Origin of the sequence: Pseudomonas sp. Irchel s3f7 (genome assembly GCF_900187615.1) — a bacterium.
Taxonomy (GTDB): Bacteria; Pseudomonadota; Gammaproteobacteria; order Pseudomonadales; family Pseudomonadaceae; genus Aquipseudomonas.
The window spans coordinates 14,187-29,125 of record NZ_FYDO01000022.1; the positions used below are offsets into that span (position 1 = coordinate 14,187).

The following is a 14,939-nucleotide window of genomic DNA, read 5'->3' on the forward strand; positions in this document are numbered from 1 at the left end:
GCGATTGCGATTTGTCATTCAACATTTTCGTTGCCTGACCCGACGCGATCGCCAGCAAGCCGGCTCCTACAGAGGTCGGTTTCAATTCGAACCCTGTGCCAGGCCCCACCCTTTGTATCTACCGTGACCGAGTCCTGACCGATGAACACAGAATTCCGCAAATCGCTGCCCGGCAGCAAACTGGATTACTTCGACGTCCGTGCGGCAGTCGAGGCGATTCAGCCCGGCGCCTATGACACCCTGCCTTACACCTCTCGCGTGCTGGCGGAAAACCTTGTGCGTCGCTGCGACCCGGCCACGCTCACCGAATCCCTGAAGCAATTCATCGAACGCAAGCGCGACCTCGACTTCCCGTGGTTCCCGGCCCGCGTGGTGTGCCACGACATTCTCGGCCAGACCGCACTGGTCGACCTGGCCGGTCTGCGTGACGCCATCGCCCTGCAGGGCGGTGATCCGGCGCAAGTGAACCCGGTCGTGCCGACCCAACTGATCGTCGACCACTCCCTGGCCGTCGAGCGCGGTGGCTTCGATCCGGAAGCGTTCGAAAAGAACCGCGCCATCGAAGACCGTCGTAACGAAGACCGTTTCCACTTCATCAACTGGACCAAGAAAGCGTTCAAGAACGTCGACGTGATCCCGCCAGGCAACGGCATCATGCACCAGATCAACCTGGAGAAAATGTCTCCGGTGATCCAGGTACGTGACGGCGTCGCGTTCCCTGACACCTGCGTCGGTACCGACAGCCACACCCCGCACGTCGATGCGCTGGGCGTGATCGCCATCGGTGTCGGTGGCCTGGAAGCCGAAAGCGTCATGCTCGGCCGTGCCTCGTGGATGCGTTTGCCAGAAAGCGTCGGCGTCGAGCTGACCGGCAAACTGCAACCGGGCATCACCGCCACCGACATGGTGCTGGCGCTGACCGAGTTCCTGCGCAAGCAAAAAGTGGTTGGCGCATGGCTGGAGTTCTTCGGTGAAGGCGCCTCCGCGCTGACCCTCGGCGACCGTGCGACCATCTCCAACATGGCCCCGGAATACGGCGCCACCGCGGCGATGTTCTACATCGACCAGCAGACCATCGACTACCTCAAACTCACCGGCCGTGAAGACGAGCAGGTGCAGCTGGTCGAGAACTACGCCAAGCAGACCGGTCTGTGGGCTGACAGCCTCAAGGGTGCGCAATATGAGCGCGGCCTGACATTCGATCTGTCTTCTGTTGTGCGCAACATGGCCGGCCCGAGCAATCCGCACGCTCGCGTAGCGGTTTCTGATCTGGCCGCCAAAGGTATCTCCGGTCAGTGGGACGAGGTTCCGGGTCAAATGCCGGACGGCGCGGTGATCATTGCCGCCATCACCAGCTGCACCAACACCAGTAACCCGCGCAACGTGATTGCCGCTGGCCTGCTGGCGCGCAATGCCAACAGGCTCGGCCTGACCCGCAAGCCATGGGTCAAGTCGTCCCTCGCACCGGGCTCGAAAACCGTCGCGCTGTACCTTGACGAAGCTGGCCTGACCAGTGAGCTGGACCAGCTCGGTTTCGGCATCGTGGCCTTCGCTTGCACCACGTGCAACGGCATGTCGGGCGCACTCGATCCAGTGATCCAGCAAGAGATCATCGACCGCGACCTGTACGCCACTGCCGTGTTGTCCGGCAACCGTAACTTCGACGGCCGGATTCACCCGTACGCCAAGCAAGCGTTCCTGGCTTCGCCGCCATTGGTTGTTGCTTACGCCATCGCCGGCACCATCCGTTTCGACATCGAAAAAGACGTGCTGGGCGTGGTCGACGGCAAGGAAATCCGTCTGAAAGACATCTGGCCGAGCGACGAAGAAATCGACTCGGTGGTGAAAGCCTCGGTGAAACCTGAGCAGTTCCGTCAGGTGTACATCCCGATGTTCGCCATCCACGAAGACACCGGCCCGAAAGTCGCGCCGCTGTACGACTGGCGCGAAATGAGCACCTACATCCGCCGTCCGCCGTACTGGGAAGGTGCGCTGGCCGGCGCTCGTCCGCTCAAGGGCATGCGCCCGCTGGCGGTACTGCCGGACAACATCACCACCGATCACCTGTCGCCGTCCAACGCCATCATGCTCGACAGCGCCGCTGGCGAATACCTGGCGAAAATGGGCCTGCCGGAAGAGGACTTCAACTCTTACGCGACTCACCGTGGTGACCACCTGACCGCACAGCGCGCGACGTTCGCCAACCCGAAACTGTTCAACGAAATGGTTCTGGAAGACGGCAAGGTCAAGCAGGGTTCGCTGGCCCGCGTCGAGCCGGAAGGCAAAGTGATGCGCATGTGGGAAGCGATTGAAACCTACATGGATCGCAAGCAGCCGCTGATCATCATCGCCGGCGCCGACTACGGTCAGGGTTCGTCCCGCGACTGGGCCGCCAAAGGCGTGCGTCTGGCCGGTGTGGAAGCGATTGCCGCCGAAGGTTTCGAGCGCATTCACCGCACCAACCTGGTGGGCATGGGCGTGTTGCCGCTGGAGTTCAAGCCGGGCACCAACCGTCACACCCTTGCTATCGATGGCAGCGAAACCTACGACGTGATCGGCGACCGCACCCCGCGTGCCGACCTGACGCTGGTGATCCATCGCAAGAACGGCGAACGCGTCGATGTGCCGGTGACCTGCCGCCTCGACACCGCTGAAGAAGTGTCGATCTACGAAGCCGGTGGCGTGCTGCAACGCTTCGCCCAGGACTTCCTCGAAGAATCGGCGGTTGCCGTCTAAAACGCTGCACAGACATGGGACTTTGAGTCCCATGTCTGTTTCTAGATTAGGAGTAACGAGCACCATGGCTCACGCACCGCAGATCAAAATTCCCGCCACCTACATGCGCGGCGGCACCAGCAAAGGCGTGTTCTTCAGCCTTAAAGACTTGCCCGAAGCGGCACAGGTCCCAGGCCCGGCCCGCGACGCTTTGCTGCTGCGCGTGATCGGCAGCCCCGATCCGTACGACAAGCAAATCGACGGCATGGGCGGCGCGACTTCCAGCACCAGCAAAACCGTGATCCTGTCGAAAAGCACCCACGCCGATCATGACGTCGACTACCTGTTCGGTCAGGTCTCCATCGACAAGCCTTTCGTGGACTGGAGCGGCAACTGCGGCAACCTGACCGCGGCAGTCGGTTCGTTCGCCGTCAGCAACGGCCTGGTCGATGCCAGCCGCGTCCCGCACAACGGCGTGGCCGTGGTTCGCGTGTGGCAGGCCAATATCAGCAAGACCATCATCGCTCACGTGCCGATCACCAATGGTGAAGTGCAGGAAACCGGCGATTTCGAACTCGACGGCGTAACCTTTCCGGCCGCTGAAGTACAGGTTGAATTCCTCGATCCGGCAGCGGACGAAGAGGGCGGTGGCGGTTCGATGTTCCCGACCGGCAACCTGGTGGATGACCTCGAAGTACCCGGCGTCGGCACCTTCAAGGCGACCCTGATCAACGCTGGCATTCCGACGATTTTCGTCAATGCCGAAGACATCGGCTACAACGGCACCGAGCTGCAATGCGCCATCAACGGCGACCCGAAAGCCTTGCTGATGTTCGAAACCATTCGTGCTTACGGCGCATTGCGCATGGGCCTGATCTCGAACGTCGACGAAGCGGCCAAGCGGCAGCACACGCCGAAAGTGGCCTTCGTGGCCAAACCGGCGGACTACGTCTCGTCCAGCGGCAAAGCCGTTGCGGCGGGCGATGTCGACCTGTTGGTGCGTGCATTGTCGATGGGCAAGTTGCACCACGCGATGATGGGCACGGCAGCGGTAGCCATCGGCACGGCGGCAGCGATCACCGGCACCTTGGTTAACCTCGCGGCGGGTGGCACCGAACGCAACGCGGTGCGCTTCGGCCATCCGTCCGGCACCCTGCGCGTCGGCGCCGAGGCCAGTCTGGTGAACGGCGAATGGACCGTGAACAAAGCCATCATGAGCCGCAGTGCGCGGGTGTTGATGGAAGGTTATGTGCGTGTGCCTGGCGACTCCTTCTGATTCACTCTCTGTAGGAGCCGGCTTGCCGGCGATGGCCTCCTTGAAGTCGCCATCGCCAGCAAGCCGGCTCCTACAAAGGATCGCATTTCAAAACAAGAAAGCAGCGATACACCAAGATTCCTGAGCCGAGGTCCCATCAACGACCCTCTTCAAAGAGTGAATCGAACATGAGCGCCAACGTCGACCTCAACAACCGCCCCGACTATGACCAGGTCCTGCAGGACATTGCAGACTATGTTCTCAACTACAAGATCGAGTCCGTGCAAGCGCTGGACACCGCGCGCAACTGCCTGATCGATACCCTGGGTTGCGGCCTGCTGGCCCTGCGTTTTCCCGAGTGCACCAAGCATCTCGGACCTGTGGTCGAAGGCACTGTTGTACCGTTCGGGGCGCGGGTTCCGGGCACGTCTTATCGGCTGGATCCGGTCAAGGCTGCGTGGGACATCGGCTGCATCGTGCGCTGGCTGGATTACAACGACACCTGGCTTGCGGCCGAGTGGGGGCATCCGTCGGATAACCTCGGCGGCATTCTTGCGGTGGCTGACCATCTGTCGCAAAAACGGCTGGCCAATGGCGAGGCGCCGTTGACCATGCGCACGGTCCTTGAAGCGATGATCATGGCCCATGAGATTCAGGGTGTGATCGCGCTGGAAAACTCGTTCAACCGTGTCGGCCTCGATCACGTCATCCTGGTGAAGGTCGCCTCAACCGCGGTCACCGCCAAACTGATGGGGGCCAATCGCGAGCAGTTGTTGTCGGCGTTGTCCCACGCTTTTGCTGATGGTCAGGCATTGCGCACCTATCGGCATGCGCCGAATGCCGGGTCGCGAAAGTCCTGGGCGGCAGGTGATGCGTCCAGTCGGGGCGTGCGTCTGGCAGACATGGCGATGCGAGGCGAGATGGGTATACCCGGCGTATTGAGTGCCAAGCAGTGGGGTTTTTACGACGTGCTGTTCAGCCACACCAATAGCGATCTGGCGCTCAAGCCTGACGACAAGCGCGGGTTCAGTTTCTCGCGGCCGTACGGCAGTTATGTGATGGAAAATGTGCTGTTCAAGATCAGCTTCCCGGCGGAGTTTCACGCGCAAACCGCTTGTGAAGCGGCAGTGACCCTGCATCCGCAAGTGCGCAATCGGCTGCACGAAATCGACCGGATCGTCATCACCACTCATGAGTCGGCGATTCGCATCATTTCCAAGGTCGGTCCGCTGGCCAATGCCGCCGACCGCGATCACTGCATCCAGTACATGACCGCTGTGCCGCTGGCCTTTGGCAACCTGGTGGCGGAGTACTACGAAGACGATTTCCACAAGGCGCATCCGATCATCGATGTGCTGCGCGAGAAAATGCTTATCGTCGAAGAACCGCGTTACACCCGCGAGTATCTGGAGCCCGACAAGCGCTCGATTGCCAATGCGGTGCAGGTGTTTTTCAAGGACGGTTCGAGTACCGAAAATGTGGTGGTGGAGTACCCGATCGGGCATCGTCGACGTCGGGCTGAAGGGATCCCGTTGCTGGAGGACAAGTTCAAGGCGAACTTGCTGACACGATTCGCGGGGCAGCGCAGCGATGAGATTTTCGCGCTGTGCAAGGATCAGCAGGCACTTGAGGCGACACCGGTGAACCGGTTTGTGGATTTGTTTGTTATTTAGATAGACCGCGTCATCGTTCATCGCGGGCTTGCCCGCGATGGCAATAGATCAGGCGCTACAGAGTTACTTGAACCGCCGCTCCACACCTTTTTCCACAAGGATTTTCGCGGAGATTTCTTCCACGGAAAAATGCGTGGAGTTGATGTGCGGGATGTTCTCGCGGCGGAACAGGTTTTCCACCTCGCGCACTTCGAACTCGCACTGGGCGTAGCTCGAATAGCGGCTGTTGGGTTTGCGCTCGTTGCGGATCGCAGTGAGGCGGTCAGGGTCGATGGTCAGGCCGAACAGCTTGTGCTGATGGGCGCGAAGGGCGTTGGGCAGTTGCAGGCGCTCCATGTCTTCTTCGGTCAGCGGGTAGTTGGCGGCGCGGATGCCGAATTGCATGGCCATGTACAGGCACGTCGGGGTTTTGCCGCAGCGCGACACGCCGACCAGGATCAGGTCGGCCTTGTCGTAATAGTGCGTGCGGGCGCCATCGTCGTTGTCGAGGGCGAAGTTAACGGCCTCGATACGCTCCATGTAATTGGTATTGGCGCCAATGGAGTGGGACTTGCCGACGGTGTAGGAAGAATGCTCGGTCAGTTCCTGTTCAAGTGGTGCCAGGAATGTCGAGAAAATGTCGATCATGAAACCATTCGAGGTTGCGAGAATCTCACGAATGTCCTGATTGACGATGGTGTCGAAGATAATCGGACGGAAGCCGTCGGTTTCGGCGGCTTTGTTGATTTGTTGTACCATGGCCCGCGCTTTGTCCACGTTGTCGATGTACGGCCGCGTGACTTTGCTGAAGGTAATGTTTTCGAACTGCGCCAGGAGACTCTGGCCGAGGGTTTCGGCAGTAATGCCCGTACCATCGGAAATAAAGAAAGCAGATCGTTTCATTTGCACCTTGGGCCTTAAGCTAGTGACGAATCTTGGATATGATAGGCGCGATTTGCCGGCCGCCATTGGCCCGCATTCTCACTTATTTTCCAGGTCCAGGCCATATAGCCGGTAAATGCTCCTTTAGAGCGCCGGCTTCTGAGCTTTTCCAACACAGTTAGTGGAGAGATCACCTTGGTAGAGTACGTAGTTTCCCTCGACAAGCTCGGCAAAGACGACGTTGAGCACGTGGGGGGCAAGAACGCATCCCTGGGCGAGATGATCAGCAACCTGGCAGGTGCCGGTGTATCGGTGCCCGGTGGCTTCGCCACGACCGCTCAGGCGTATCGTGATTTCCTGGAACTGAGCGGTCTGAATCAGCAGATTCACGACGCCCTTGATGCCCTCGACGTCGAAGACGTGAATGCCCTGGCCAAAACCGGCGCCCAGATTCGTCAATGGATCATGGAAGCCGAGTTTCCTGAAAAACTGAATGCTGAAATCCGTACCGCGTTCGCCGCGCTGTCCGCCGGCAACCCTGACGTGGCCGTGGCCGTGCGTTCTTCCGCTACCGCCGAAGACTTGCCGGACGCTTCCTTCGCCGGTCAGCAGGAAACCTTCCTGAACATCCGTGGTGTCGAAAACGTTATTCGCGCCGCCAAAGAGGTGTTCGCTTCGCTGTTCAACGACCGCGCCATTTCCTATCGCGTGCACCAGGGCTTCGACCACAAGCTGGTCGCCCTGTCGGCTGGCGTACAGCGCATGGTCCGCTCCGAAACCGGCACTGCCGGCGTGATGTTCACCCTCGATACCGAGTCGGGCTTCCGTGACGTGGTGTTCATCACCGGCGCCTACGGCCTGGGTGAAACCGTCGTACAAGGCGCGGTGAACCCGGATGAATTCTATGTCCACAAAGGTACGCTGGCTGCCGGTCGTCCTGCGATCCTACGCCGCAACCTGGGCAGCAAAGCCATCAAGATGATCTACGGCGACGAAGCCAAGGCCGGTCGTTCGGTGAAGACCGTCGACGTGGACAAAGCCGAGCGCGCACGTTTCTGCCTGAGCGACGCCGAAGTCAGCGAACTGGCCAAGCAGGCGATGATCATCGAGAAGCACTACAAGTGCCCGATGGACATCGAGTGGGCCAAGGACGGTGACGACGGCAAGCTGTACATCGTGCAGGCCCGTCCGGAAACCGTGAAAAGCCGCACCCAGGCCAACGTCATGGAACGTTACCTGTTGAAAGAGACCGGCACCGTGCTGGTGGAAGGTCGTGCCATCGGCCAGCGCATCGGCGCCGGCAAGGTTCGCATCATCAAAGACGTGTCCGAGATGGACAAGGTCCAGCCAGGCGACGTACTGGTTTCCGACATGACCGACCCGGACTGGGAACCGGTCATGAAGCGCGCCAGCGCGATTGTCACCAACCGTGGCGGCCGTACCTGCCACGCGGCGATCATCGCCCGTGAGCTGGGCATCCCGGCCGTGGTCGGTTGCGGCAACGCCACCCAGCTGTTGAAAGACGGCCAGGGCGTGACCGTTTCCTGCGCTGAAGGCGACACCGGTTTCATCTTCGAAGGCGAACTGGGTTTCGACATCAAGAAGAACTCCGTGGACGCCATGCCTGATCTGCCGTTCAAGATCATGATGAACGTCGGCAACCCGGACCGCGCCTTCGACTTCGCGCAGCTGCCGAACGCCGGTGTGGGCCTGGCCCGTCTGGAGTTCATCATCAACCGCATGATCGGCGTGCACCCTAAAGCACTGCTGAACTACGACGGTCTGCCGCTGGACATCAAGGAAAGCGTCGACAAGCGCATCGCCGGTTACGACGATCCAGTCGGCTTCTACGTCGAGAAACTGGTTGAAGGCATCAGCACCCTGGCCGCTGCGTTCTGGCCGAAAAAGGTCATCGTGCGTCTGTCGGACTTCAAGTCCAACGAATACGCCAACCTGATCGGCGGCAAGCTGTACGAGCCGGAAGAAGAAAACCCGATGCTGGGCTTCCGTGGCGCTTCGCGTTACATCAGCGAAGCGTTCCGTGACTGCTTCGAACTCGAATGCCGTGCGCTCAAGCGTGTGCGCAACGAGATGGGCTTGACCAACGTCGAAATCATGGTGCCGTTCGTCCGTACTTTGGGTGAAGCGAGCCAGGTGGTCGACCTGTTGGCCGAAAACGGCCTGGCCCGTGGCGAAAACGGACTGCGCGTCATCATGATGTGCGAACTGCCGTCCAACGCCATTCTGGCTGAAGAATTCCTCGAGTTCTTCGACGGTTTCTCCATCGGCTCCAACGACCTGACCCAACTCACCCTGGGCCTGGACCGTGACTCCGGCATCATCGCGCACCTGTTCGACGAGCGTAACCCGGCGGTCAAGAAGCTGCTGGCGAACGCCATTGCCGCGTGCAACAAGGCCGGCAAGTACATCGGCATTTGCGGTCAGGGCCCTTCGGACCACCCAGACCTGGCCAAGTGGCTGATGGAACAGGGCATCGAAAGCGTTTCGTTGAACCCCGATTCCGTACTGGAAACCTGGTTCTTCCTGGCGGAAGGTCAAGCTACGGCCTGATCTAGTGTGAACGGGCCGCTCTCCCTGTAGGAGCGAGCCTGCTCGCGATGGACGTCACGACACCCCGTTTATCCAGGATAGACGCGTTATCGTTGGCATCCATCGCGAGCAAGTTCGCTCCTGCAGGGGCGGTCTTTTGAGATTGAAGTAGGGCGGGCTCCTCTGGATGCCGCCCTTTTTTGTGCAAGAGATTATGCAAAGCAGCAGCAACCTATTTCCTGTCGCCTTGATCAGCGCCGAACGGCGCGGTGATCTGAGCGAAGACGTATACCGCTTGAAACCCGGTAACAGCCCCGACTACACGGTCGAACTGGCTGTGACCCGCCTTGGCATGGCCGATGAACCGGCCACCCGTGGCGTGCCGGTGATCCTGTTGCACGGCAGTTTTTCCAATCGACGCTTCTGGTTTTCGCCCAAAGGCCTTGGGCTTGGCGCTCATCTGGCCCGCCAGGGATTCGATGTATGGGTCCCGGAAATGCGCGGTCACGGCTTGTCCCAGCGTAACCAGAACTACCGCAAGAACGGCGTCGCCGACTATGCCCGCTACGATCTTCCGGCCATAGGCGCGTTTGTGCGCGAACAGAGCGGGCAGACTCCCCACTGGATCGGCCATTCACTGGGCGGCATTACGCTGGCGGCTGCACTGGGTGGCGAGTACATCGGTGAGCCGGTGGTTGCCTCTGCGGCGTTTTTCGGGACGCAAGTCAGCCGTACTTACTGGCCGTTGAAAATCCCGCCAGTGGAGTGGAGTGGCCGCTTCCTGCTCAAGCGTTTTGCACAATTGTCCGGTTCACGTCTCAAGCGCGGCCCGGAGGACGAGCCCATCGGCCTGGCCCTGGAAAGCATGCGCTGGTTTGGCCTGTTCGGACGCTTTGGCGACGCTGACAAGGACTGGTGGGCGGGATTGGCCGAGGTCAAATTACCCGTACTGGCCGTCAGTGCCGCAGGTGACCATCAGGACCCGGCCTGGGCGTGCCGCAAGTTGTTCGAGCAAATCGGCTCCGAGCACAAGCAATTCATCAACCTGGGACGTGAGCAGGGCTTTACCGACAATTTCGGTCACGTTGAAATGCTCGTCAGCAAGGCTGCTCAGGCGGAAGTCTGGCCCTTGGTCGCTCGCTGGTTGGCGGATCCGCAGGCACCATTGCCGGGCGCTCAACAGGATTTGGCCACGGCAATCTGAGCCTGATGCTCTAACAAGGGCATTTCGCTCTGATCGGCTTGCGGCTAAGATATGACGCATTGAGCTGTTCTGGTCATTTTCGATGACTGATTCACCCGTGATGTTCGTGCTGTTTCTCTCTACAGGAGTTTCTCGATGAACCATTACCTCACGCCTGACCTGTGCGACGCCTACCCGGAGCTGGTGCAGGTGCTGGAACCGATGTTCAGCAATTTCGGTGGCCGTGATTCTTTCGGCGGCGAAATCGTGACCATCAAGTGTTTCGAAGACAACTCGCTGGTCAAGGAGCAAGTCGAACTCAAAGGTAATGGCAAAGTCCTGGTGGTCGATGGCGGCGGTTCGCTGCGTCGCGCGCTGTTGGGCGACATGTTGGCCGAGAAAGCCGCCAAAAACGGTTGGGAAGGGCTGGTGATCTACGGCTGCATCCGTGATGTCGATGTCATCGCGCAAACCGATCTGGGGGTTCAGGCACTGGCCAGTCACCCGATGAAGACCGACAAACGCGGTATCGGTGATCTCAACGTGGCCGTGACCTTTGCCGGCGTGACCTTCCATCCGGGTCAATACATCTACGCGGATAACAACGGCGTGATCATCTCGCCAAGCCCGCTGAAAATGCCTGAATAAAGCGCCGATTGACTAAAGGAATGCGGATGTTCGAGGAAGAAAACGCGCAATGGGGGCTGGTGCATGCCCTCGTGCTGGACGGTAGAGGCGGCGCGCGTTCGATAGCCCGGACGGAACTCGATGACTTGCAGATGCAGCCCCATGAAAGCCTGTGGCTGCATTGGGATCGCAGTCATCCGCAAACCCGGACGTGGTTGCGTCAATCCAGCGGTTTAAGCGAGTTCAACTGCGACCTGTTGCTTGAAGAAAACACCCGTCCGCGACTTTTGCAGCTTTCGGACAGCGAACTGCTGCTCTTTTTACGCGGGGTTAACCTCAATCCTGGCGCCGAGCCTGAAGACATGGTCTCGGTGCGGATCTTCGGTTCAGCCCGGCGCGTCATTTCCCTGCGTCTACGTCCCCTGCGCGCCACTGAAGAGTTGCTGGTACAGCTGGAAGAGGGCAAGGGGCCGAAAACCGCCTCCGAACTCATCCTGTGTATGGCGCAATACCTCACCAACAAGGTGCAGGATCTGGTCAGCGACCTCTCGGAAGTGGTCGATGCAGAAGAAGAAAAGATCGATGCCGACGAACGGTATACTCCCGAGCACGGAGCGGTTTTACAGATCCGTCGCCGGGCTGCCGCGTTGAAGCGTTTTCTGGCGCCGCAGCGGGATATTTTCGGTCAGCTCACGCGAATCAAACTGCCCTGGTTTGTCGAGGATGACGGCGATTACTGGAACGAATTGAACAACAGCCTGACCCGTTATCTTGAGGAACTGGAATTGACCCGGGAGCGGGTGGGGCTGGTCCTTGAGGCTGAAGACCGGCGTTTGAGCGTGCGCATGAGCCGCACGATGTACCGCTTCGGGATCATCACCGGGATATTTTTGCCGATGAGTTTTTTGACGGGGCTGCTGGGGATCAACGTCGGGGGTATTCCGTTTTCCGAAAGCCCCTATGGCTTCCTTGTCGCGTGCACGCTGATGCTCTCGGTAGCACTCGGGCAGTGGTGGTTGTTCCGACGTTTGCGCTGGGTTTGAAAATGAAGCATGTGACCCGAGCAAATTTGGCCGCGTCTTTCACAGACATCACGAGAGGTGCGTATGCACGATCCGTTTGAACAGTCTTTGCGCGACATGCTCAAGGCATCACCGTCCACCCGGGACGACGATGCGTGCCTTGGCCGTGTGCTGAAAACCGCCAACCGTCAGGTCGGCGCCGGTGATTTGTTCAGCCTCCTGGGCCGCTGGTTGCCTGCGCTGATGATCGCCCTGAACAACGGATCGGCCCACGTTTCACCGGTTTCCCGTCATCGTAAACCTACCGCTCGCACTGCTGATAAGGCTGATTGAACATGGAACTTGATCTCTGGACTCAGAGCCTCGTCACTGCAATGACTGCGTTGTGGACCAAGGTTGCGAACTTCATTCCGAACCTGTTCGGCGCACTGGTTGTGCTGCTGTTGGGTTTTGTCGTCGCTAAATTGCTGGACACCTTGCTGTCCAAGTTGCTCGCCAAACTGGGCCTTGATCGCCTGATGGGCGGCACCGGTCTGACTAAATTGCTTTCCCGTGCCGGACTTCAAGTACCGATCTCGACCTTGATCGGCAAGATCGTTTATTGGTTCGTTCTGCTGATTTTTCTGGTTTCTGCCGCAGAATCTCTTGGACTTGAGCGAGTTTCAGCTACGCTGGATATGTTGGCGTTGTATTTGCCGAAGGTGTTCGGTGCCGCGCTGGTGTTGCTGGTGGGTGTTTTGCTGGCGCAATTGGCCAATGGGCTGGTGCGCGGTGCGGCAGAAGGCGTAGGACTGGACTACGCTTCAGGACTTGGGCGAATTGCCCAGGGCTTGGTGATTATCATCAGTATTTCGGTTGCGATCAGTCAGTTGGAGGTCAAGACTGACCTGCTGAACCATGTGATCGTAATCGTATTGATTACCGTTGGTCTGGCGGTTGCGCTGGCAATGGGGTTGGGAAGCCGGGAAATTGCCGGTCAGATTCTCGCTGGAATCTATGTGCGTGAGCTGTATCAGGTTGGGCAACAAGTGCGAGTGGGCGAGGTCGAAGGGCAGATCGAAGAGATCGGCACGGTTAAAACCACATTGCTGACCGATGAAGGTGAGCTAGTCTCTCTTTCCAATCGGATCCTTCTCGAGCAGCATGTGAGTAGCCGCTAATCCGGCAAACCCTGCTAATGTATGCCGCCGCAAAATTCCAGCTGACGCTGGTTGCGGCGGACATTGACCTGACTGTCGGCCCGACTTGTTTTGAATAAAGCCCAATCGCTATCCATGCGCTACGACCCCCGCGAGCTCTCTGATGAGGAGTTGGTCGCGCGCTCGCATACCGAGCTGTTTCACGTAACGCGCGCCTATGAAGAGCTGATGCGGCGTTACCAGCGAACATTATTTAACGTGTGTGCACGATACCTTGGGAACGATCGCGACGCAGATGATGTCTGTCAGGAGGTCATGTTGAAGGTGCTGTATGGCCTGAAGAACTTCGAAGGCAAATCGAAGTTCAAGACATGGCTATATAGCATCACGTACAACGAATGCATCACACAGTATCGAAAGGAACGGCGAAAGCGTCGCTTGATGGACGCTTTGAGTCTTGACCCCCTCGAGGAAGCGTCCGAAGAAAAGACGCCGAAACCTGAGGAAAAGGGCGGGCTCGATCGCTGGCTGGTGTATGTGAACCCGATTGACCGTGAAATTTTGGTGCTACGATTTGTCGCAGAGCTGGAGTTTCAGGAAATCGCAGACATAATGCACATGGGTTTGAGTGCAACAAAAATGCGGTACAAACGCGCTCTAGATAAATTGCGTGAGAAATTTGCAGGCATTGCTGAAACTTAGTTCGGCGCAAATATCTCTTACGCTTAGGCAAGTTCTGTTAGACTTGTCGCCGAGTTGTCCCCCGGTTTGCGGGACTGCTTCACAATCACCAGATGGGGATTTAACGGATGAAACTGAAAAACACCTTGGGCTTTGCCATTGGTTCTCTTATTGCCGCCACTTCGTTCGGCGCTCTGGCACAGGGCCAAGGCGCAGTTGAAATCGAAGGCTACGCAAAGAAACAGTATTTCGATACCGACCGTAACTTCAAGAACGACGGCGTAAATCCGGGCGGTTCGATCGGTTACTTCCTGACTGACGACGTTGAACTGCGTCTGGCCTACGACGAAGTTCACAACGCCGTTACCAAAGACGGCCAGAACGTAAAGGGCGCGAACACCGCTCTGGACGCTCTGTACCACTTCAATAACCCAGGTGACATGCTGCGTCCATACGTCTCGGCCGGTTTCTCCGACCAGAGCATCGACCAGTTCGGTTCGAACAGCCGTGACCGTTCGACCTTCGCCAACGTTGGTGGCGGTGCCAAGCTGTACTTCACTGACAACTTCTACGCCCGTGCTGGCGTTGAAGCTCAGTACAACATCGACCAGGGCAACACCGAGTGGGCTCCTAGCGTCGGTATCGGTGTGAACTTCGGTGGCGGCTCCAAGCCAGCTCCAGCTCCAGTACCAGCTGAAGTCTGCTCCGACAGCGACAACGATGGCGTTTGCGACAACGTTGACAAGTGCCCAGACACCGCAGCCAACGTAACTGTTGACGCTGACGGCTGCCCGGCAGTTGCTGAAGTTGTTCGTGTTGAGCTGGACGTCAAGTTCGACTTCGACAAAGCTGTTGTTAAGCAAGACAGCTACGGCGACATCAAGAACCTGGCTGACTTCATGAAGCAGTACCCATCCACCAGCACTACTGTTGAAGGTCACACTGACTCCGTCGGTCCTGACGCTTACAACCAGAAACTGTCTGAGCGTCGTGCAAACGCCGTTAAGCAAGTTCTGACCACCGAGTACGGTGTTGAATCGTCCCGCGTTCAGTCTGTTGGCTACGGCGAATCCCGCCCAGTTGCTGACAACGCTACTGACGCTGGCCGTGCTGTAAACCGTCGCGTAGAAGCGCAGGTTGAAGCTGAAGCTAAGTAATTAGCTCGCAGCTCTGAGAAAAGCCCGGCTTAGGCCGGGCTTTTCTTTGCCTGCGATTTAATGCAGTAATCGGCTA

General features: G+C 58.6%; 12 protein-coding genes. 11 read left to right on the plus strand and 1 reads right to left on the minus strand.

Going from position 1 to position 14,939, the window contains the following annotated elements; all coding sequences use genetic code 11:
• The first annotated feature begins 141 nt into the window (after positions 1–141).
• The 3 genes from acnD to prpD all read left to right on the plus strand — a co-directional run bounded on the left by acnD (position 142) and on the right by prpD (position 5,643).
• Positions 142–2,736 (plus strand): Fe/S-dependent 2-methylisocitrate dehydratase AcnD, encoded by a 2,595-nt coding sequence (gene acnD, locus CKW19_RS19180; RefSeq protein WP_095059377.1) that lies wholly within the window; start codon positions 142–144, stop codon positions 2,734–2,736.
• A 64-nt stretch (positions 2,737–2,800) separates the two neighbouring features.
• Positions 2,801–3,991, plus strand: coding sequence for a 2-methylaconitate cis-trans isomerase PrpF (gene prpF, locus CKW19_RS19185; RefSeq protein ID WP_095059378.1), 1,191 nt, complete (start codon positions 2,801–2,803; stop codon positions 3,989–3,991).
• A gap of 167 nt (positions 3,992–4,158) precedes the next feature.
• A complete protein-coding gene (gene prpD, locus CKW19_RS19190; RefSeq protein ID WP_095059379.1) occupies positions 4,159–5,643 on the plus strand; it encodes a 2-methylcitrate dehydratase in 1,485 nt (494 codons plus the stop codon).
• 63 nt (positions 5,644–5,706) lie between these two features.
• On the opposite strand, the gene CKW19_RS19195 is transcribed toward prpD, so the two are convergent.
• Positions 5,707–6,525 (minus strand): pyruvate, water dikinase regulatory protein, encoded by an 819-nt coding sequence (locus CKW19_RS19195; RefSeq protein ID WP_095059380.1) that lies wholly within the window; start codon positions 6,523–6,525, stop codon positions 5,707–5,709.
• 228 nt (positions 6,526–6,753) lie between these two features.
• Between CKW19_RS19195 and ppsA the strand changes: the two genes are divergently transcribed.
• The 8 genes from ppsA to CKW19_RS19240 all read left to right on the plus strand — a co-directional run bounded on the left by ppsA (position 6,754) and on the right by CKW19_RS19240 (position 14,863).
• On the plus strand, positions 6,754–9,075 hold the full coding sequence (gene ppsA / locus CKW19_RS19205; RefSeq protein ID WP_371856314.1) for a phosphoenolpyruvate synthase: 2,322 nt from the start codon (positions 6,754–6,756) through the stop codon (positions 9,073–9,075).
• A gap of 193 nt (positions 9,076–9,268) precedes the next feature.
• Positions 9,269–10,258, plus strand: coding sequence for an alpha/beta fold hydrolase (locus CKW19_RS19210; protein ID WP_095059382.1), 990 nt, complete (start codon positions 9,269–9,271; stop codon positions 10,256–10,258).
• A 135-nt stretch (positions 10,259–10,393) separates the two neighbouring features.
• A complete protein-coding gene (gene rraA, locus CKW19_RS19215) occupies positions 10,394–10,885 on the plus strand; it encodes a ribonuclease E activity regulator RraA (protein WP_053157411.1) in 492 nt (163 codons plus the stop codon).
• Between the two features lie 26 nt (positions 10,886–10,911).
• On the plus strand, positions 10,912–11,907 hold the full coding sequence (locus CKW19_RS19220) for a zinc transporter ZntB (protein ID WP_095059383.1): 996 nt from the start codon (positions 10,912–10,914) through the stop codon (positions 11,905–11,907).
• A gap of 63 nt (positions 11,908–11,970) precedes the next feature.
• Positions 11,971–12,219: a hypothetical protein gene (locus tag CKW19_RS19225; protein ID WP_064678886.1), complete on the plus strand. Its 249-nt coding sequence runs from the start codon at positions 11,971–11,973 to the stop codon at positions 12,217–12,219.
• Positions 12,220–12,221: 2 nt separating this feature from the next.
• On the plus strand, positions 12,222–13,046 hold the full coding sequence (locus CKW19_RS19230; protein ID WP_008048604.1) for a mechanosensitive ion channel domain-containing protein: 825 nt from the start codon (positions 12,222–12,224) through the stop codon (positions 13,044–13,046).
• A 90-nt stretch (positions 13,047–13,136) separates the two neighbouring features.
• Positions 13,137–13,727 (plus strand): RNA polymerase sigma factor SigX, encoded by a 591-nt coding sequence (gene sigX, locus CKW19_RS19235; protein ID WP_015096065.1) that lies wholly within the window; start codon positions 13,137–13,139, stop codon positions 13,725–13,727.
• Between the two features lie 107 nt (positions 13,728–13,834).
• A complete protein-coding gene (locus CKW19_RS19240; protein WP_095059384.1) occupies positions 13,835–14,863 on the plus strand; it encodes an OmpA family protein in 1,029 nt (342 codons plus the stop codon).
• Positions 14,864–14,939: the final 76 nt, after the last annotated feature.

What these genes read in the sequence shown, in the direction of transcription:
- acnD (WP_095059377.1), top strand. Translation starts at nt 142, where the DNA reads ATGAACACAGAATTCCGCAAATCGCTGCCCGGCAGCAAACTGGATTAC.
- prpF (WP_095059378.1), top strand. Translation starts at nt 2,801, where the DNA reads ATGGCTCACGCACCGCAGATCAAAATTCCCGCCACCTACATGCGCGGC.
- prpD (WP_095059379.1), top strand. Translation starts at nt 4,159, where the DNA reads ATGAGCGCCAACGTCGACCTCAACAACCGCCCCGACTATGACCAGGTC.
- CKW19_RS19195 (WP_095059380.1), bottom strand. Translation starts at nt 6,525, where the DNA reads ATGAAACGATCTGCTTTCTTTATTTCCGATGGTACGGGCATTACTGCC.
- CKW19_RS19210 (WP_095059382.1), top strand. Translation starts at nt 9,269, where the DNA reads ATGCAAAGCAGCAGCAACCTATTTCCTGTCGCCTTGATCAGCGCCGAA.
- rraA (WP_053157411.1), top strand. Translation starts at nt 10,394, where the DNA reads ATGAACCATTACCTCACGCCTGACCTGTGCGACGCCTACCCGGAGCTG.
- CKW19_RS19220 (WP_095059383.1), top strand. Translation starts at nt 10,912, where the DNA reads ATGTTCGAGGAAGAAAACGCGCAATGGGGGCTGGTGCATGCCCTCGTG.
- CKW19_RS19225 (WP_064678886.1), top strand. Translation starts at nt 11,971, where the DNA reads ATGCACGATCCGTTTGAACAGTCTTTGCGCGACATGCTCAAGGCATCA.
- CKW19_RS19230 (WP_008048604.1), top strand. Translation starts at nt 12,222, where the DNA reads ATGGAACTTGATCTCTGGACTCAGAGCCTCGTCACTGCAATGACTGCG.
- CKW19_RS19240 (WP_095059384.1), top strand. Translation starts at nt 13,835, where the DNA reads ATGAAACTGAAAAACACCTTGGGCTTTGCCATTGGTTCTCTTATTGCC.